The organism is Mesorhizobium sp. M6A.T.Cr.TU.017.01.1.1, assembly GCF_004023115.1.
Lineage (GTDB): Bacteria > Pseudomonadota > Alphaproteobacteria > Rhizobiales > Rhizobiaceae > Mesorhizobium > Mesorhizobium mediterraneum.
Genome location: NZ_RZTA01000086.1, coordinates 1 through 18,839, shown reverse-complemented (window position 1 = coordinate 18,839; position 18,839 = coordinate 1). Strand labels below are relative to the sequence as shown.

The 18,839-nt window shown below is 63.4% G+C and carries 16 protein-coding genes and 1 riboswitch; of the genes, 10 read left to right on the top strand and 6 right to left on the bottom strand.

The features are described 5' to 3' along the window. Position 1 precedes the first annotated feature (1 nt). The gene (locus EOB36_RS23795) at positions 2 to 790 is read left to right on the top strand and encodes a molybdopterin-binding protein (protein WP_128285859.1); all 789 of its coding nucleotides are present in this window, start codon (positions 2 to 4) and stop codon (positions 788 to 790) included. A gap of 96 nt (positions 791 to 886) precedes the next feature. Here the strand turns inward: EOB36_RS23795 and EOB36_RS34715 are convergent, their stop codons facing one another. Further along, positions 887 to 1,489 (bottom strand): DUF3011 domain-containing protein, encoded by a 603-nt coding sequence (locus EOB36_RS34715; protein WP_206616855.1) that lies wholly within the window; start codon positions 1,487 to 1,489, stop codon positions 887 to 889. Positions 1,490 to 1,573: 84 nt separating this feature from the next. Here EOB36_RS34715 and EOB36_RS23785 point away from each other — a divergent pair, with 84 nt between their 5' ends. The 4 genes from EOB36_RS23785 to gcvP all read left to right on the top strand — a co-directional run bounded on the left by EOB36_RS23785 (position 1,574) and on the right by gcvP (position 7,147). Beyond that, positions 1,574 to 2,404 carry a transporter substrate-binding domain-containing protein gene (locus EOB36_RS23785; RefSeq protein ID WP_164547193.1) on the top strand — a complete coding sequence of 277 codons (831 nt, stop codon included), beginning with the start codon at positions 1,574 to 1,576 and terminating at the stop codon, positions 2,402 to 2,404. A gap of 188 nt (positions 2,405 to 2,592) precedes the next feature. After that, positions 2,593 to 2,679: riboswitch (glycine riboswitch) on the top strand. Between the two features lie 148 nt (positions 2,680 to 2,827). Further along, complete coding sequence (gene gcvT / locus EOB36_RS23780) at positions 2,828 to 3,943, top strand: glycine cleavage system aminomethyltransferase GcvT (RefSeq protein ID WP_128285858.1); 1,116 nt, start codon at positions 2,828 to 2,830, stop codon at positions 3,941 to 3,943. A gap of 8 nt (positions 3,944 to 3,951) precedes the next feature. After that, positions 3,952 to 4,320: a glycine cleavage system protein GcvH gene (gcvH, locus tag EOB36_RS23775; RefSeq protein ID WP_095485586.1), complete on the top strand. Its 369-nt coding sequence runs from the start codon at positions 3,952 to 3,954 to the stop codon at positions 4,318 to 4,320. Positions 4,321 to 4,336: 16 nt separating this feature from the next. Continuing rightward, positions 4,337 to 7,147, top strand: coding sequence for an aminomethyl-transferring glycine dehydrogenase (gene gcvP, locus EOB36_RS23770; protein WP_128285857.1), 2,811 nt, complete (start codon positions 4,337 to 4,339; stop codon positions 7,145 to 7,147). 88 nt (positions 7,148 to 7,235) lie between these two features. Here the strand turns inward: gcvP and EOB36_RS23765 are convergent, their stop codons facing one another. Further along, entirely contained in the window at positions 7,236 to 8,408 is a 1,173-nt protein-coding gene (locus tag EOB36_RS23765) for a GGDEF domain-containing protein (protein WP_095485392.1), read from the bottom strand. Positions 8,409 to 8,673: 265 nt separating this feature from the next. Between EOB36_RS23765 and parE the strand changes: the two genes are divergently transcribed. Both parE and EOB36_RS23755 read left to right on the top strand, forming a co-directional pair. Continuing rightward, complete coding sequence (parE, locus tag EOB36_RS23760) at positions 8,674 to 10,725, top strand: DNA topoisomerase IV subunit B (RefSeq protein ID WP_128285856.1); 2,052 nt, start codon at positions 8,674 to 8,676, stop codon at positions 10,723 to 10,725. Positions 10,726 to 10,760: 35 nt separating this feature from the next. Further along, complete coding sequence (locus EOB36_RS23755; RefSeq protein WP_128285855.1) at positions 10,761 to 12,827, top strand: FUSC family protein; 2,067 nt, start codon at positions 10,761 to 10,763, stop codon at positions 12,825 to 12,827. On the opposite strand, the gene EOB36_RS23750 is transcribed toward EOB36_RS23755, so the two are convergent. Further along, positions 12,824 to 13,945, bottom strand: coding sequence for a DUF2336 domain-containing protein (locus EOB36_RS23750; RefSeq protein ID WP_128285854.1), 1,122 nt, complete (start codon positions 13,943 to 13,945; stop codon positions 12,824 to 12,826). The two genes, EOB36_RS23755 and EOB36_RS23750, sit on opposite strands and share 4 nt — an antisense overlap. Before the next feature lie 152 nt (positions 13,946 to 14,097). Between EOB36_RS23750 and EOB36_RS23745 the strand changes: the two genes are divergently transcribed. Next, positions 14,098 to 14,550 (top strand): MaoC family dehydratase, encoded by a 453-nt coding sequence (locus tag EOB36_RS23745; RefSeq protein WP_095485396.1) that lies wholly within the window; start codon positions 14,098 to 14,100, stop codon positions 14,548 to 14,550. 3 nt (positions 14,551 to 14,553) lie between these two features. Continuing rightward, the gene (locus EOB36_RS23740) at positions 14,554 to 15,435 is read left to right on the top strand and encodes a CoA ester lyase (protein WP_128242732.1); all 882 of its coding nucleotides are present in this window, start codon (positions 14,554 to 14,556) and stop codon (positions 15,433 to 15,435) included. 13 nt (positions 15,436 to 15,448) lie between these two features. Here EOB36_RS23740 and EOB36_RS23735 read toward each other — a convergent pair whose 3' ends face one another. Next, positions 15,449 to 16,057: a flavin reductase family protein gene (locus EOB36_RS23735; protein WP_127294824.1), complete on the bottom strand. Its 609-nt coding sequence runs from the start codon at positions 16,055 to 16,057 to the stop codon at positions 15,449 to 15,451. Next, a complete protein-coding gene (locus tag EOB36_RS23730) occupies positions 16,058 to 16,642 on the bottom strand; it encodes a nitroreductase (protein WP_128285853.1) in 585 nt (194 codons plus the stop codon). A gap of 159 nt (positions 16,643 to 16,801) precedes the next feature. Here EOB36_RS23730 and EOB36_RS23725 point away from each other — a divergent pair, with 159 nt between their 5' ends. Next, positions 16,802 to 17,767 (top strand): hypothetical protein, encoded by a 966-nt coding sequence (locus EOB36_RS23725; RefSeq protein ID WP_127294828.1) that lies wholly within the window; start codon positions 16,802 to 16,804, stop codon positions 17,765 to 17,767. Positions 17,768 to 17,818: 51 nt separating this feature from the next. On the opposite strand, the gene EOB36_RS23720 is transcribed toward EOB36_RS23725, so the two are convergent. Continuing rightward, on the bottom strand, positions 17,819 to 18,757 hold the full coding sequence (locus tag EOB36_RS23720) for a GNAT family N-acetyltransferase (protein WP_128285852.1): 939 nt from the start codon (positions 18,755 to 18,757) through the stop codon (positions 17,819 to 17,821). Positions 18,758 to 18,839: the final 82 nt, after the last annotated feature.

The window sequence follows — 18,839 nt, the reverse complement described above, 5'->3', positions numbered from 1 at the left end:
GATGGCGAAGTTTGTGATCAGCCGCAGAAAATTCCTGACCTCGGCCAGCCTCGGCGTCTCCAGTATCATGCTCTCGGGTTGTGACGCCTTCGACAGCCAGCTTCGCGTCGGCGACGGCCTGCGCAGCTTCCTCGAAGGCGCCAACGGCCTGACCTGGCGCGCGCAACGCCTGCTTGCCGGCGATTCGCTGGCGCCGGAATTCACCGAAGCCGACATCCGCCAGCCGCAGCGGCCGAACGGCGTCACTGCGCCGGACGACGATGTCTACAAGGGCCTGCTCGCCAACAATTTCGCCGACTGGCGGCTTGAGGTTTCCGGCCTTGTCGAAAAGCCGCTGTCGCTGACCCGCGAGCAGCTAATGAACATGCCGAGCCGCACCCAGATCACCCGCCACGACTGCGTCGAAGGCTGGAGTTGCATCGCCAAATGGACCGGCACGCCGCTGTCGCTGGTGCTTGATCAGGCGGTGGTCAAGCCGCAGGCGCGCTACGTCATGTTCCATTGCCTCGACACGATCGACCGCAGCCTGTCCGGCGACATCAAATATTACGGCTCGATCGACCTGGTCGATGCCCGTCACCAGCAGACGATCCTAGCCTATGGCTTGAACGGCAAGCCGCTGCCGGTCGAGAACGGCGCGCCGTTGCGTGTCCGCGTCGAGCGCCAGATCGGCTACAAGATGCCGAAATATCTCCGCAAGATCGAACTGGTCGACGGTTTCGCCACTATCGGCGGCGGCAAGGGCGGTTATTGGGAGGACAATGGCTACGACTGGTACGGCGGCATTTGACCGCAGAGCATGATTCCGAACCGAAGGTCAGCGCAGCAAAAAGTGGGAACCGGTTTTTGGAAAAAGATCATGTTCAAAGGAAAGTAGGCGCGATGCTCAGTAACTGTCATCGCTGTCATCGCCATCGCTGCGCAGGGCCGGGTTCAAGTCCGGATTGTCATCGGGGGTGACAAGCTTGCCCAGTCCGTGCGGGCCCTGATAGTTGCCGTGGGTGTCGAAATTCGGATTGCCCTGATTGTCGAATTGCGGCGTCGGATCGATCCATTGGTCGTCACGGCGATGGCGCGGCTTCGGGTAATAACTGTCGGAATGGTGGCGATGCGAGTTGTTGTTGTCGAGAATGGCGCCAACCACGCCGCCGACGATTATAGCCGCGGCCAGGTCGCCGGCAGAAGGGTTGCGGCCGGAGCCGGCGACCAGGAATTCCGCCGAGCAGCCATCATCGACCCAGATGCCGCCGCGGTCATAATCCCAGCTTCTGCCTTGAACGCAGCGCGACTTCGAAAGCTGAGAGGTCAATTGCACGCCGCGCCGCGTGTCGACACCGCAGTAGGAATAACGGTGGTTCACACTGGAGCAGACCACGCGTCTGGCGCCTGCCGCCTGCGCGGTGTCGGGCAGCAGCGAGAGCTTCGCCGGATTGCCCAGGGTGCAGGCCAGGAACACCATCGAGCCGCTGATCGCCATCCGTGCCGACATTGCAATTCTCCAACCCGATCCGCTATCGACAGAATGGCATCCTCGTGTAAATCTGACAACCAGGCGGTTGCAGCGGGATTCATCATGCACTCAAAAATGATCGCCACGATTGCACTTGCGCTTTCCGCCTGGCTGGCGTTGGCGGCGCCATCCGCCTGGGCGGACGACAGTCTCAAGCACATCATCGACCAGAAGACGCTGACGGTCGGTGTGGCGCTCAATCCACCATGGATCCTCAAGAAAGCCGACGGCAAATTCGCAGGCTACGATGTCGACCTGACCAGCGCGCTTGCGTCCGACCTTGGCGTCGACCTGAAGCTGGTCGAAGTGCCTTGGAACGATCTCAAGGCACGGCTGCTCAAGGGCGATTTCGACATGATTGCGGCGGGCTATGCCAGCACTCCGGAACGTGCGCGCGAAGTGGTATTCTCCGACCAGACAGGCGCTGCCGATATTCGCATGGTGGCGACGATCGCCAGCCTCGGCAAAAAGCCGGGAAAGGCGGTGGCCGCGCCGGGATACAAGATCGCCGTGCTATCCAATTCCACGGATGAAGCCGCCGCGAAGGAAGCATTCCCCAAGGCGACCATCCTCTCCTTCGACAATACATCAGATGTTTTCGCCGCGGTCATCGGCGGCGAGGCACAGGCGATGGTCGCCACATCGCCAACGCCGCAGATGGCCGCCAGGCTCTATGATGCGAAGTTGACAATGGTGGGTGGCCCGCTGTTGCGGACGCCGGAGGCGTTTGCGATGCGGCCGGACGATATCCGCCTGATCCAATACGTCAACAACTGGATTGACGCGCGTACAGCAGATGGCACCATCACCGGCGTGCGCCGCTACTGGTTCGGCAGTTTCAAATGGATGTCGCGGTTCGACACCAGCGCCAAGCCGGAGCCTGCCAAGCAATAGTTTTGCGACAGTTCGAGGGTCCTGGCCGGGGTGCAGCCGTCTAGGCGACCTTGTCGCCCAGCGCCCCGAGCGCCGGATGGATTTCCGGCGAGGTTGTTAGCGAAGACTTGTCGGTAAGGTGTCGCTGGCAGGTGACAAGGTGTCGTCCACAGGCTATGGATGACGAGTCGAGGGCTCAAATTGAGTCCTACCTGTTTGCGGGAGAGAGCAGCGAGAGCTGCCGCCGAAGGGGAAATCGCCCGAAATCTCTCAGGCAAAAGAACCGTAGACGGGAAAGACACTCTGGAAAGTCGGGGCTTGCCCCCGCGCCGAAGGTGTAAGCGCTGCCGACAGAGTTACGGGGCGCGAGTCTCTCAGGCTTCAGACAGAGGGGCACGGACTGGCCGCCATTCGCGGCCGATTGCGTGCGACTCTGGAGACGACATGACGGGCGACATCAAACACCTTCCCCTCGAAGACCTTCACGTGGCCGCCGGTGCGCGCTTTGGCGCGTTCGCCGGCTGGTCGATGCCGCTGACCTATCCGGCCGGCGTGATGAAGGAGCACCTTCAGACCCGCGAGCATGCCGGCCTGTTCGACATCTCGCACATGAAGCTGTTCGAGATCAGTGGGCCGGGCGCTGAGGCACTGCTCAATCGTGCCTGCCCGTTCGACGCCGGCGCGCTTGAGATTTCCCAGTCCAAATACACGTTCTTTCTCAACGAAGCGGCCGGCATCATCGACGATCTGATCGTCACCAGGCTCGGCCAACAACGCTTCATGGTTGTCGCCAATGCCGGCAATGCCGAAGCCGACGACAAGCACCTGCGCGCACTTGCCCTGGATTCTGAAACAAAGGGGGTTTTTGATGCCAAGGTGGACGCACTCGACCGCGTCTTCCTGGCGATCCAGGGGCCCGAAGCCTGGGCCGCCCTGTCCCGCGCCGGCATCGAGACCGGATCGCTGCTGTTCATGCATGGCTTTGAGCCCCGCGAAAACTGGTTCATGAGCCGGTCGGGCTACACCGGCGAAGACGGTTTCGAGATCGGCCTGCCGGAAGCCGACGCGCGAAATCTCGTCGCCAGGCTGCTCGAGGACGAGCGCGTGATGTGGGTTGGGTTGGCCGCCCGTGACAGCCTGCGGCTCGAAGCAGGCCTGTGCCTGCACGGGCTGGACATCACACCGGAGATCGACCCGGCCAGCGCCGGGCTGATGTGGGCGATTCCGAAGGAAGTTCGCGCCTCTGGCACTTTCATCGGTGCCGACGCATTGCGTGCGATCCTGGAGCGCGGCCCGGCGCAAAAACGCGTCGGCCTGAAACCGCAAGGTCGACAGCCTGTGCGGGCTGGAGCGTCGCTTTTCAATGCGGTTGGGAAACCGGTCGGACATGTCACCTCCGGCGGCTTTGGCCCTTCGGCAGGTTTTCCCGTCGCCATGGGTTACGTCGAAACGCCGTTGGCTTCATCGACAAACCCACTCTTCGCCGACGTTCGCGGGACCAAAATCCCCATCGATATCAATCCCCTGCCCTTCACGCCGCATCGCTACCGCAAAGGATGAACCTTCTCATGGCAAAAACCTATTTCACCGAAGATCACGAATGGCTGCGCGTCGAAGGCGGTGTCGCCACCGTCGGCATCACCGACTACGCACAGGAGCAACTCGGCGATCTCGTCTTCGTCGAATTGCCGGAGCTTGGGAAAAAGCTGGCCAAGGGCGATACCGCCGTCGTGGTCGAATCCGTCAAGGCAGCATCGGACGTCTATGCACCGGTCGACGGCGAGATCACCGAAGCAAACACCTCGCTCTCGTCTGATCCGTCCCTGGTAAATTCCGCGGCGACCAGCGACGGCTGGCTGTGGAAGATGAAGCTGGCCGATGAAAGCCAGCTCGAAGGCCTCCTGGATGAGGCCGCCTACAAAGCCCATATTGGTTGATAGCAGGATCAAGAAGATGACTGCAGCATCTTACCCCTTCTCGGCCCGCCATATCGGCCCCGGCCTCAATGATGTCAGAGCCATGTTGGCGACGATCGGCGTTCCCTCAGTCGAGACCCTGATCAGCCAGGCTGTGCCGAAATCGATCCGGCTCGACCGGCCGCTGGCCTTGCCCGCACCGGCGAGCGAAGCGGAGGCGCTGGCCGAGCTTTCAGCGACAATGGCAAAAAACACGGTGCTGAAGAGCTTCATCGGCGCCGGCTACCACGGCGTGCACGTGCCGCCGGTCATCCAGCGCAATCTGTTCGAGAACCCGGCCTGGTATACGGCCTACACGCCCTACCAAGCCGAGATCAGCCAGGGCCGGCTCGAAATGCTGTTCAATTTCCAGACGCTGGTCACTGAGCTGACCGGCCTGCCGGTAGCGTCGGCCTCGCTGCTCGACGAAGCGACGGCGGTGGCCGAGGCGGTCGGCATTGCGTTGCGCCATCACCGCGACAAGCGGACCAAGGTGGCGCTTGCCGGCACGCCGCATCCACAGACGCTAGACGTCGTGCGCACCCGTGCCGAACCGCTCGGCATCGAGGTCGACGGCGACACGATCGACGACAACACCGCCGCTCTGCTGGTCTCCTGGCCTGATACGTTTGGCGTCTATGGCGACCATAAGGCAGCAATCGAAAAAGCCCGCGCCACCGGCGCGCTGGTCGTCTTCATTGCCGATCCGCTCGGGCTGACGCTGACCGACGCGCCGGCTAGGCTTGGCGCCGACATCGCTGTCGGCCCAATGCAGCGCTTCGGCGTGCCGATGGGCTTTGGTGGGCCGCACGCCGCTTATTGCGCCGTCTCCGACAGGCTGACGCGGCTGATGCCCGGCCGCCTCGTCGGCCAGTCGACCGACAGCAAAGGCCGCGCCGGCTATCGTCTCGCCTTGCAGACGCGCGAACAGCATATCCGTCGCGACAAGGCGACCTCCAACATCTGCACGGCGCAGGCGCTGCTCGCCAACATGGCGACGGCCTATGCGATCTGGCATGGCCCTGCCGGCCTGCAGGCGATTGCCGGCCGAATCCATGCATTGGCCAACCGCTTGGCAGCCGGCCTTAGGGCATCAGGCGTTTCAGTCGTTGGCGCGAGCCGCTTCGACACGGTGACGGTGGAAGTGAAAGGCAGAGCCGGCGCCATCGCCGCCGCTGCTGAAAAGACCGGCCGGCTGCTGCGTGTCATCGACGCCGACCACATCGGCATCAGCTTCGATGAGACCTCGACCGACGCCGATCTGGACGCGATCGCGGCGCTGTTTGGCGCCAAGGCGGGCGCTGCTGCCAGCAGCACCATGCCCGGACGACCGCGCGGCAAGGAGTTTCTCACGCAGCCCGTCTTCCACGACAACCGTTCGGAAACCGAAATGATGCGCTTCCTGCGCCGGCTGGCCGACAAGGACCTGGCGCTCGACCGCGCCATGATCCCGCTCGGCTCCTGCACCATGAAGCTCAATGCCGCCGCCGAGATGATGCCGGTAAGTTGGCCAAGCATCGCCAATTTGCATCCCTTCGCTCCGGCAGGCCATTCGGCCGGCTACCGCGCCATGATCGACGAGCTGGAAGGCTGGCTGGCCGAGATCACCGGCTTCGACGCGGTGACCCTGCAGCCCAATGCTGGCAGCCAGGGCGAATATGCCGGGCTGCTCGCCATTCGCGGCTATCACCGCTCACGCGGCGAAGGCCACCGCACGGTCTGCCTCATCCCGTCATCCGCGCATGGCACCAATCCGGCGAGTGCGGCAATGGCCGGCATGAGCGTCGTCGTCGTGCGCTGCACCGAGGACGGCAACATCGACGTCGACGATCTGAAGGCCAAGGCGGCCGAGCATGCCCAAAACCTCGCGGCGCTGATGTTCACCTATCCCTCGACGCATGGCGTCTTCGAGGAAGGCGCGCGCGACCTCTGCGCCCTTATCCATCAGCATGGCGGCCAGGTCTATTTCGACGGCGCCAATCTCAACGCGCTGGTCGGCCTCGCCCGGCCGGGCGACATCGGCGCCGATGTCTGCCACATGAACCTGCACAAGACCTTCTGCATCCCGCATGGCGGCGGCGGCCCCGGCGTCGGCCCGATCGGCGTCAAGGCGCATCTAAAACCGTATCTGCCCGGCCACGTCACCGAAGGCTCGGGCCATGCCGTGTCGGCCGCACCGTTCGGCAGCGCGTCGATCCTGCCGATCACCTGGATGTACATCCGCATGATGGGTGCTTCCGGCCTGAAGCAGGCGACCGAGACGGCGATCATTTCCGCCAACTATGTGGCGACGCGGCTCGAAGCGCATTTCCCGGTGCTCTACAAGGGCCGCCACGGCCGTGTCGCGCATGAATGCATCCTCGACACCCGCGTGCTCAAGGACAGGGCCGGCATCAGCGTCGACGACATCGCCAAGCGGCTGATCGACTATGGTTTCCATGCGCCGACCATGTCGTTTCCGGTGGCCGGAACACTGATGGTCGAGCCGACCGAGTCCGAGCCCAAGAGCGAGCTCGATCGCTTCTGCGACGCGATGATCGCGATATCGGGCGAGGCGGCCAAGGTGGCGAAAGGCGAATGGCCCTTGGCCGACAATCCGCTGGTCAATGCGCCGCATACCGCCGCCGAGGCGCTGGCCGGCCAGTGGACCCATCCCTATTCGCGCCTGGAGGCGGCCTATCCGGCCGGCGATGCCGACACATCAGCCAAATACTGGCCACCGGTGTCGCGCATCGACAATGTCGCCGGCGACCGCAACCTCGTCTGCTCCTGCCCGCCGCTGTCGGAATATCTGGGCGCGGCGGAGTAGACCATCCCGAACCGAAGGTCAGCGCAGCAAAAAGTGGAATCCGGTCTTCGGACAAGATCATGGTCTAACAAGAAGATAGAAGCCTCAATCAGGCAGAACGCAAGGCCGGCGCGTCGGCCTTGCTCGCCTTGTTGTGGGAGATGACGCGATTTCGCCCGGCGCGCTTTGCCGCATAGAGTGCGGCGTCGGCTTCCGCCAACACATCGTCGAGACTGGTGCCGCCGGTCCCGCCGAAGCCGATGCCGCCGCTGACCGTGCTGCGCAACGGACCAAGCTGGGTGGCTACGACTTCCGCGCCGAAGGCGACGCTGATCTTGCTCGCAATGTCGTAAGCTTTCTCTTCCGTCATCCGCGACATGACCAGCACGAATTCCTCGCCGCCCAGCCGGAAGGCGTCGACGCCGGTCCTGGCGTATTTCCTGATGACAGCGGCGAAGCGGCGCAGAACCTGATCGCCGACCGGATGACCGAATACATCGTTGGTTCTCTTGAAGTGGTCGAGGTCGAACATGGCCACGGACATGAACGGACCGAAGACCCGCTCGCCGTAGAATGCCGTCAACGCCCGCCGGTTCATCAGCCCGGTCAATGGGTCGGTCATGGTCTCGGCCTTCAATTCGATCTGCGCCTGTAAATGGTGCAGGGAGAGCGTCAGTGCCCCGAGCCCGGTCATGCAGGCGACCGCCACGACGGAGTTCAACCGTTCGGCCCAATTGTCGGGCGCAACGCCGAGCATCCATTGGCCCTTGACCAGCAGGACCGCGCCGCAAAGTACGAAGGATAGCGCACAGATGCCGCTCAGGAACGAAACGACCAGCAGAATCCGGCGATCGTGACCACCGCCCTTGATCCAGAACATCACCCCGATAAGCGAGAGCAGCGCCGTTACCGTCGCGTAGGTGACGATGAAACCGACACCGTCGAGGCCGAAATACGTCGCGCCTGCGCAAACAGCCATCGCAGCCAAGGTCGGCAGGATGGCGCGCCTGTAGTCGCGCACGCCGAGATACTGCATGGCCGACAGGCAGATGATCAGAAAGCCCAGGCTGAGAAGCGCAAGCACAATCTGGCAAAGCCAGGGGCTGGGATGCCTGGCATAATGCCAGAACAAGACCACATGCGCGACGAGCACGAGAATGCCGCAAGCCACCGTCAGGACGAAGCGGGCCTGCGGCGCGGCGAACCATATCGCAAACATGGTGATGCTGAGGCACATGCCCGACAGCGCCGCCGCGAGCAGGAGCGAACTGTAATCCAACATGCGTAAGCGACAGCCTCTTGAGAGTTCCGCTGCATTCTAGGGAGGCGGCAGTCCGCGGATACCGTTTTCAGCCAACCTTCCGATGCAACCTTCGGAAAAGGTTTACAAAGCGTCGATGCGCTCGACCCATTTCCGCCGCTTGGTTGTCGAATGGTTTTGCGGTAAGAGGCTCAATCCTCGAACGTAACAGGAACCTCCGTCGCCTGCCCGCAAAAAGCGTGGCAGTATCGGGTGGTGATTCGCAGCATCGGAATCCAGGACCAGCATGGACGACAATAACGATCTTTTCGGCACTATGGACAAGCAGCCGCAACCGGTTCGCGCCACCGCGCGCCCGGCCGACCCGCTGGTGCAGGCGGCGAAGCGCCCGGCATCCCGCGACGGCAGCGAGAGCTACAGTGCCGCCGACATCGAGGTTCTCGAAGGGCTGGAGCCGGTGCGGCGGCGGCCCGGCATGTATATCGGCGGCACCGACGACAAGGCGATGCACCATCTGTTCGCCGAGGTCATCGACAATTCGATGGACGAGGCGGTAGCCGGCCACGCGACTTTCATCGATGTCGAGCTTTCAGCCGACGGATATCTGGCCGTGACCGACAATGGCCGCGGCATTCCGGTCGATCCGCATCCGAAATTCAAGAAGCCGGCGCTCGAAGTCATCATGACGACGCTGCATTCGGGCGGCAAGTTCGACTCGAAGGTCTACGAGACCTCAGGCGGCCTGCACGGCGTCGGCGTCTCCGTCGTCAACGCGCTGTCGGACCATCTCGAGGTCGAGGTCGCACGCGGCCGCCAGCTCTATCGCCAGCGTTTTTCACGCGGCGTTCCGGTGACCGGTCTCGAGCAGCTCGGAGAAGTGCATAACCGCCGCGGCACCAAGATCCGCTTCCATCCCGACGAGCAGATCTTCGGCAAGGGTGCGGCCTTCGAGCCGGCGCGGCTCTACCGCATGACGCGCTCGAAGGCCTATCTGTTCGGCGGCGTCGAGATCCGCTGGACCTGCGACCCCTCGCTGATCAAGGAGAAGGACACGACGCCGGCCAAGGCCGAGTTCCATTTTCCCGGTGGCCTAAAGGACTATCTAAAAGCGTCGCTCGGCGACGAATTCCAGGTCACCCGCGAAATCTTCGCCGGCAAGAGCGACAGGCAAGGCGGCCACGGCTCGCTCGAATGGGCGGTGACCTGGTTCGGCGGCGATGGATTCCTCAATTCCTACTGCAACACCATTCCGACCGGCGAAGGCGGCACGCACGAGGCCGGCTTCCGTAACGTCTTGACGCGCGGTCTGCGTGCCTATGCCGATCTGGTTGGCAACAAGCGCGCTTCGATCGTCACCTCGGAAGACGTCATGATCTCGGCGGCGGGCATGCTGTCGGTGTTCATCCGCGAGCCGGAATTCGTCGGCCAGACCAAGGACAGGCTGGCGACGATCGAGGCGATCAGGATCGTCGAGACCGCCATCCGAGACCCCTTCGATCACTGGCTAGCCGACAACCCGCAGGAAGCCTCAAAACTGCTCGAATGGGTGATCGCGCGTGCCGACGAACGGGTGCGCCGCCGGCAGGAAAAGGAAGTCTCGCGCAAGAGCGCGGTGCGCAAGCTGCGCCTGCCCGGCAAGCTCGCCGACTGCACGCAGAATGCCGCTGCCGGCGCCGAGCTCTTCATCGTCGAGGGCGATTCGGCCGGCGGCTCGGCAAAACAGGCACGCGACCGCGCCAGCCAGGCGGTGCTGCCGCTGCGCGGCAAGATCCTCAATGTCGCCAGCGCCGGCAACGACAAGCTGGCCGGCAACCAGCAGATTTCCGACCTGATCCAGGCGCTTGGCTGTGGCACGCGCTCGAAGTATCGCGACGCGGACCTGCGCTACGACCGGGTCATCATCATGACCGACGCCGACGTCGACGGCGCCCACATCGCTTCGCTGCTGATCACCTTCTTCTATCAGGAGATGCCGAGCTTGGTCCACGGCGGCCATCTCTATCTGGCGGTGCCGCCGCTCTACTCGATCCGGCAAGGCGGCAAGGTCGCCTATGCCCGCGACGATGCGCACAAGGAGGAACTTCTGCGCACCGAATTCACCGGGCGCGGCAAGGTCGAGATCGGCCGCTTCAAGGGGCTGGGCGAAATGATGGCCGCCCAGCTCAAGGAAACCACCATGGACCCGAGGAAGCGCACGCTGCTCAGGGTCGATGTGATCGACGCCGAGGCCGCGACCAAGGATGCGGTCGACGCGCTGATGGGCACCAAGCCGGAAGCCCGCTTCCGCTTCATCCAGGAACGCGCGGAGTTCGCCGAGACGGAAGTGCTGGACATCTGAGCTAACTCGCTCGCGTCGAATGCGGAGATGAGCGTGTGACCTGGGACCGGCTGCGCAGCGATCTTGCCGCGAGGTTCGCCGGCGTCACGCGACCGACGCACTCGGATTGGATTTTCGCTCTGCGCACGGTTTCGGCCGGGCTGATCGCACTTCTCGCCGCCTACGCGCTCAAGCTCGACCACCCGCAATGGGCGATGATGACGGTGTTCATCGTTGCCCAGCCGGTCGCCGGCATGGTGCTGGCGAAAGGTTTTTACCGGCTGCTCGGCACACTGGCCGGCGCGCTGGCGGCGATCGGCACCACCACGGTCTTTGGCACCAACCTCTGGCTGCTCGTCACGGTGCTTGCCGTCTGGATCGGCCTTTGTACCCTCGTCTCGTCGCTGCTGCGCAACCCGGAAGCCTATGGCGCTGCGCTTGCCGGCTACACCGCGATGATCATCGGCCTACCGGCGTTCGGCCAGCCGCATCTCGTCGTTGATCTCGCGGTGGCGCGCTGTGCGGAGATCGTGCTTGGCATCGTCTGCGCCGCACTGACCAGCCGGCTGATCCTGCCGAAACTGGCGGCTGACGCCATCATCGGCAGGCTGAAGCGCTGCATCCTCGACCTTGCCGTCTATGCTGGCGGCGCGTTCTCCGACAGCGATGCGGCAACCCTTGCCAACCTGCACCGAAAGCTGGTCGCAGACGCCCAGACGCTGGGTGAAATGCGCGCCTATGCGAGGCTGGAAGCGCCGAGCTTCGCGACGCGCGCCTATCCGGTCCGCCGCACTATCGGCCAGCTTTTGTCGGCGCTGTCGGCGGCGCGCGCGCTGTATGCCCATGCCGCGCCGAAAAACGCAGTCCTCATACCCGTGCGCACCGAGCTGAAGGTTTTCGTCGGCGAATTGGCAGAAAAACCGGGTGCGCTGGACGACACAGCACCCTGGATAGCGCGGCTCGACGCGATCGTTGCCGAAGCACGGCGGATGCCCGACCTGCCCGCCGCAAAAGGCGATGACAGGGCAGGCGCAGTCACCCGCCTCACCATCGCCGCCGATTTCGCGGAGGCCCTGAAGCAAGTGCTGCGCGGCCTGGACGCCTTACGAGCGCCGGCCCCGCGCCTTACGCGTGAACGCAGGCAGCCGGCGCTGGTCGTGCACCGCGACTACCATGCGGCGTGGCGAAACGCCGTGCGCGCGGCACTTGCGACACTGCTGGTCGCCGCTTTCTGGCTGACGACAAAATGGTCCGAAGCGGCGGGCACGGTCATCCTTGTCGCCGTCGTCTCCAGCCTGTTTGCCGCGCGCCCCGATCCCGTGCAATCGGCTTGGGGCTTCTTCAAGGGGACGTTGCTGGCCCTGCCCTTCGCATTTCTCGTCGGTCAGGTCGCGCTCCCCGCTCTGCCCGGCTTCGGCTGGTTCACGCTCTTCGTCGTGCCGATCCTGGTTCCCGCGGCGCTGGCGATGGCCAATCCGCGCTATGTCGGCGTGGCAACCGCCTTCGCCATCAATTTCCTTGCCTTCCTCAGCCCACATCAGGCCATGACCTACGACCCCGGACCGTTTTTCGCCGGTTCGGCATCGATCTTGGTCGGCATTCTTCTGGCGATCGGCGTCTTCCTCACGGTACTGCCCGCCGATCCGTGGGTCACCGTCGGCCGTATCGTGCGAGCCATGCGGGAAGATCTGGCGCGCCTCTGCCTGCATGAGCGCGTGCCGAGACGCGAGGCCTTCGAAAGCCTCGCCTACGACCGGGTCAACCAGTTGATGCCGCTCATGCAGCGCACCGGCAGCAAAGGCGACGCCGTTCTCGGCGGCAGCATAGCCGCAGTCACGGTTGGCATCGAGATCCTGCGGCTGCGCAATGCGCAGCAAAGTTCAGCGATTCCCGCCGAACCCGCGCTTTCGATCACTAATTTCCTGCGAGGACTGGCGCGCGAACTGCTTTTCCGGCGACCCGACGAGCCGCAAACGGCGACCATCACTGTCGCGCGGCAATATGCGGCTGGCATCGCCGAGCGAAGCGACACGGCCGAGATGCTGCAGATTGCGGCCTCGCTCCGCATCATTGCCGCGGCGATCGAGGATTTCCCGGATTTTTTTGCGAAGGATAGGGTCTAAGCCGCCGCTATCGCCAGCGCATGGCCGCGCGCATTTTCGCGCAGCGCATCGAGATGGATCGATTTGACCAGTCCGGCGAGATCGCCTTCGGCGGACTGCCCGCCGAGTTCCTTCAGCATCAGCCAACTGACTTCCTGGACGCCGGCGAGGCGCTTGCCATTGGCAACCTCGCGCCAGATCTTCAGCGCACGCAGAATGATCGCGTGCGTGATCGCGGCAAGGCCGGCACTGCGGAACAGCGCCTGCAGCGCCACGTCGTGCCCGCCGGCCAGAAGCGCCCTCACCCGTTGTTCGGATTGCTGGCTGAGCGCGACCAGCGCCGAACCGAAGAAATCGACCTTGCCATGCGCGATGGTGCGAATGATGAAGCTTGCGGTCAGGTCGCCGCGCAGGCGCAGATGCTCGATGAGCGCCGCATGTTCTTCCTGGCGCGTGCCTTCGATCAGCGTCACGGAAGCCTTGACGCAGGCGTCGCGCATGACGCGCTCGGCCCTGGCTGCGCCCATAAGAGCCACGACAAGCGGAGATCCTTTTAGGGTTTCTCCGAGTTTGACCAGGAGCACATGCCGGCAGTCGGCAGGCAGCCGCGCATCCGATATCAGCGCCTCGCGTACCAAAGGCAGATGGCCATGGCGTTGCGCGATACGGCGGAAGCTGAGCGAAGCGATGTCGGCGCCACTGTTGGCGAGCAGCGTGGCGCAGGCTTCCGGCTCGCCGATTTCGGCAATCGCCGCGGCGACCGCCATGGACACGCGCGGACGATCCGCGATCAGTTTCTGCGTCGCCTTCCGGCCGCCGGCGATGCGGTCGATCAGGTCGGCGTCGGTAAGAAGCGGCGAACGCGCCAGCACCAGGCTCGCGACCTCCGGCTGATCGGACGCCAGCGCGCTGATGATCTGCAGCGGCGCGTGATGGCTCATCGACAGCGCTTCCGCAATCGCCAGCCGCACTTTGGACGAGGCATCGTCGAGCAGCAGGGTCAGCGCGGCCTCCGCCGCGCAGCGGTCCTCGAAAGGCAGATCGGCATTGATGTAGGCGCGGGCCAGAGCACTTGCTGCCGCAGCGCGCTCCGAGACCCTTGCCGTGTAGATCCATTTCAGGAAATGCGAAACAACCATGCCGTCCGCTACGCCCCTGGCCCGAGTCCGTTCCCGCCCCAGGGAAGACCGTAGGCAGAAATGGTTTACGAACGGTTCACCATGTTTGTTAACTGGCTTGCGAGCGCGGTATGCAGCGCCTATCAACCCTTGAAGAACGAAGGAGATCGACCATGGCCGGGCTTTATCTGGAAGAGTTCGTCGTCGGCCATGTCTTCCGGCACACGCTGCGTAAAACCGTTACCGAAAGCGACAATATGCTGTTTTCGGTAATGACGCTGAATCCGCAGCCGCTGCACATCGATTTCGACTTCGCTGCTAAGAGCGAATGGGGCAAGCCGCTGGTCAATTCGCTGTTCACGCTCGGCCTGATGATCGGGATTTCGGTGAACGACATCACCGTCGGCACCACCATCGCCAATCTCGGTATGAAGGAGACGGTGTTTCCGCATCCGGTGTTCCACGGCGACACCATCCGCGTCGAGACCACGGTGGTGTCGGTGCGCGACTCCAAGTCGAAGCAGGACCGTGGCATCGTCGAGTTCGAGCACCGCGCCTACAACCAGAACGATGTGCTCGTCGCCAAATGCACAAGGCAGGCGATGATGATGAAAAAAGCGGCCTGACCGATGCGTTCGTTGCTCTTCGTTCCCGGCGATTCCGAAAAGAAGCTGGAAAAGGCGTTTGGCGCCGGCGCCGACGTGGTCATCGTCGATCTCGAGGATTCGGTCGCGTCACAAAACAAGGCCTTAGGACGCGACACCGCAGCACGCTTCATCACCGAACACAGGCATCGAACCAGATCGGCGATCTATGTGCGGGTCAACGACCTCTCGACTGGCTTGACCGATGACGATCTGGCGGCACTCGTGCCAGCGAAACCCGACGGCATCATGCTGCCGAAGTCGAATAGCGGACAGGATGTCCAGCATCTGTCGGCAAAACTCAGGGTGCACGAGGCCGAAGGCGGGCTGCCCGATGGTGCAATAAAAATCCTGCCAATCATTACCGAAACAGCCGCCGGCGTGCTGGCGGCTGCGACCTACGCAAAGGCCAGTGAGCGGCTCGTCGGCGTCACCTGGGGCGCGGAAGATCTATCGGCCGCGATCGGTGCACGCACGGCGCGCGACGAGAACGGCCGCTACACCGATGTGTTCCGTTTCGCCCGCACCATGACCATCCTCGCCGCAAGTGCTGCGGAAGTCGCGGCGATCGACACGATTTTTCCCAGTTTTCGCGACATGGCGGCCTTCGAGGCGGAATGCGCCAAGGCAGAGCGCGACGGCTTTACCGGCAAGATGGCGATCCATCCGACACAGGTGCCGGTCATCAACGCCGCCTTCACGCCGTCGACCGAGGCGGTGAAACACTCCATGGCGATCATTGCCGCATTCGAAGCGGCTGGAAATCCCGGCGTGGTCGGCATCGACGGCAAGATGTACGACCGGCCGCATCTCAAGCTGGCCGAGCGGCTTCTGGCACGCGCCAAGGCGGCGGGAATCTCCGTTTAGTCTTTCCCCAGCCCTAATCTTTTCCCCAGCGAGGCCGGCGCATCGGGAATATCTCGCTGACGCTGGCATAGTCCATGTAGCCGAGGCGGCCGACATTGCCCGCCTTGACGATATCGAAAATGCCGTCGTTCAGGAATGCGTCGTCGATATGCACGCCGACGACTTCGCCGGCAACGATGACGGCGCTCGTCGCCGTTCCATCCAGCGCCTTTGGCCGCAGGATCTCCGTCACCCGGCATTCAAGCGCCGCCGGCGCCGCCGCCACGCGGGGCGGCGCAACAAGACGCGACGGCGCCATGGCGAGATCGGCATAGTCGAATTCGCTGACGCCGCGCGGCGCATCGACCGCCGTGCGGACCATTTTTTCCGCGAGATCACGGCTGACGAGATTGGCGACGAACTCGCCTGTCTCTTCGGCGAAGGTGGCGCTGTCCTTCTCGCCTTCGGACGAAAACCAGACGATGAAGGGTCGCGTCGAAAAAGCATTGAAGAAGGAATAAGGAGCGAGGTTGAGCTTGCCGGCCTTGTTCACCGTCGAGATCCAGCCGATCGGCCGTGGCGCCACGATCGCCTTGGACGGGTCATGCGGCAGCCCGTGACCTTTTGACGGCTCGTAAAACATTCAGCCGACCCAAGGCCCGGCATAATCGGCATAGAGTTTTGCCGGATCAGGCCGCGGCCGCTCCGGCGCCGGCCCTTGATAGGAGCCGACATGGACGAAGCCGACGACGCGCTCGTGCGGCGCCAGCCCTAGGATCGCCCTGCCCTCCGGCACATCGGAATACCAATTGCTGATCATGTTGGTGCCATAGCCCAGCGCATTAGCTGATATCATGAGGTTCATCGCCGCCATGCCGCCGGACAGGAACATTTCCCATTGCGGGATTTTTGGGTTGTCCTTCGGGCTCGACACCACGCCGATCACCAGCGGCGCGCGTGAAAAACGCGCCAGTTCCTGGTTGCGGCGGCCTTCCGGCAGCGGCCCTTCGCGCTGTTCGGCAAGTGCTGCCAGCTTCTTGCCGATCTCGACGCGTGCCTCGCCCCGGTAGAGGATGAAGCGCCAAGGCTCGAGGCGGCCGTGGTCCGGCACCCGCGAGGCAGCGGCAATCATCGTCGAGATGTCAGCGTCGCTGGGCGCAGGTTCCTTCAATTCCGGGATCGGTGCGGAATTTCGGGTCAGCAGAAAGTCGATGATCGGCGACGCCATGGGCGCTAGTCTCCTGGTGGAATTTGAGCTGAAGCGCACCATCGGGACATCGGGCGGCTCGGGCATTGGCGCGGCGCGCCGGACAAAGAGTTCTCTAGCAGAAGCTGATCGGACTCTTAAGCCTTGAAATTGCCACCGCCTTGGGCTTCAACGCAAGGCATGTTTGAGGGGACATTCCGTCTTTTCCTGATCTGGCTCGCTGCCGCACTGTTGATGGTGCCGGTTTCGCTTGCCGTCGCGCAGGATGTGGACGGCCTCGGCGATCTGAAGCTTCCCGGAATTTCGAGCTATGCACCTCCGAAAAGCGAGACATCGCTGGCATTGGGGAGCAGTGGGGCGATCACACTGTCGGCGCAATTGACCGACAAGGGCGCCGACATCACGCGCGGCATCGTCTGGCGCGTCTTCAAGCCTGAGCCCACCGGCGACGGCAAGCTGCCGATGGTCGCTTCCGCCCATGGCGGCAGCGCGGTATTCCAGCTCGAGCCCGGCAGCTATCTGGTTCATGCCTCCTATGGCCGGGCCGGCGCCACCAAGCGCATCACCGTCGGCAAAGACGCCAAGCGCGAAAGCCTCGTGCTCGATGCCGGCGGACTCAAGCTCGATGCCGTGCTGTCGGGCGGGGTGCGCATACCGCCGAAGAAATTGCGCTTTTCGATCTATGAGGGCCAGGCCGAAGCCAATCACGATCGCGCCCTGATCATACCCGACGTCGAGCCGAACAGCGTCGTGCGGCTGAACGCGGGCGTCTACCACGTCGTCTCGACCTATGGCTCGGTGAATGCGGTCATCCGCTCCGACATCCGCGTCGAGGCCGGCAAGCTGACCGAAGCGGCCGTCGAGCATCGTGCGGCGGAGATGACCATGAAGCTAGTACGCGAGCCGGGTGGAGAGGCGATTGCCGACACCTCCTGGTCGTTGCTCAACGAATCCGGCGATCCCATCAAGGAAACCGTCGGCGCCTTTGCTTCGATGGTGCTTGCAGAGGGCGACTACACCATCATCGCCAAGAACCGCGACCGCATCTACCAGAAGGATTTTACGGTCGTGGCCGGGCAGAACCAGGAAATCGAAGTTCTCGCCACGGAAGCCTCGGCGATCGATCCCCAAGAAGGCGCAGACTGAACGGCCCGGACACTGCCGTCCAAGTTTAGGGTCCGCCGCATGGTTTGCCGATCAGGCCGCCTTGCGCATGCGTCGCGGCAGGAACTGGCCGCGGCCGCGCGATTCGGTGGGCGCCAGATCGAAAACGCCACGATGGAGGCGGTCGAGCAAAGCCTTGCGGTCGCGCAGCGGCTCCAGTTCGTCCCATCCCAGCACGTCGCCGACGCGCACGTCGATTGACTTGCCGGACAGCCGCGCGAATTCGTGGATGAGCAGCGAAGTACGTAGCGTCAGCGAAGCCCTGCCGACGAACTTCGCCACGCGCCCGTCACGCTCAGCCATATTCATCGGTCCGCTGACCAGGTGGAACAGCCGGCCGTTCTGACCGGAAAAGTGCATTGGGATAACCGATGCCTTGGCATCTTGGACGAGACGGGCCGGAAACATTTTCCATGGCAGATCGCGCGCCCGGCCAAAACCTTTCGGCGCGGTGGCGACGCCGCCCGCAGGGAAGACGACGATGATTACGCCCTCCTTCAGCAACCGCACCGCCTCATGGCGCACCGCCATATTGTTCTTCAGCGCGTCCTTGGTCTCGGAAAAGTCGATCGGCAGCGAATAGGGCCCCATCTCGCGGATCTTGAGCAGATCCTTGTGGATCATGACACGGAACGGGCGCTGAAGCTGCTCGGCCAGCGAGAGCACCGCAATGCCATCGCCGATGCCGAACGGATGATTGGCGACGATCACCAACGGCGTGCCGGGCAGGTTTGCCGGCGGCCATTGGCCGGCGGTCCGGACCCGGACGTCGATCAGTTCCAGGATGCGGCTGAACACGCGCTCGTCGGTCGGCACCACATGGCGGCGCCAAAAATCATAGAGCGCCGCGAAACGATCACGGCCGGACAGGCCTTCGATGGAATGGATGAACCAGCGCGTCAATGCCGGCTGATGCGGACTGGCATAGGAAAGCTCGGGAAACGGTCTTTCGCGCATCTTCAGCTTGAGCATGAGTGCTCGTTACAAGGCCGGCGTGACAAGCATGTGAAATGGCGGGCATGTGAAAATGGCGGGGGGTTGCCCAAACGCCATG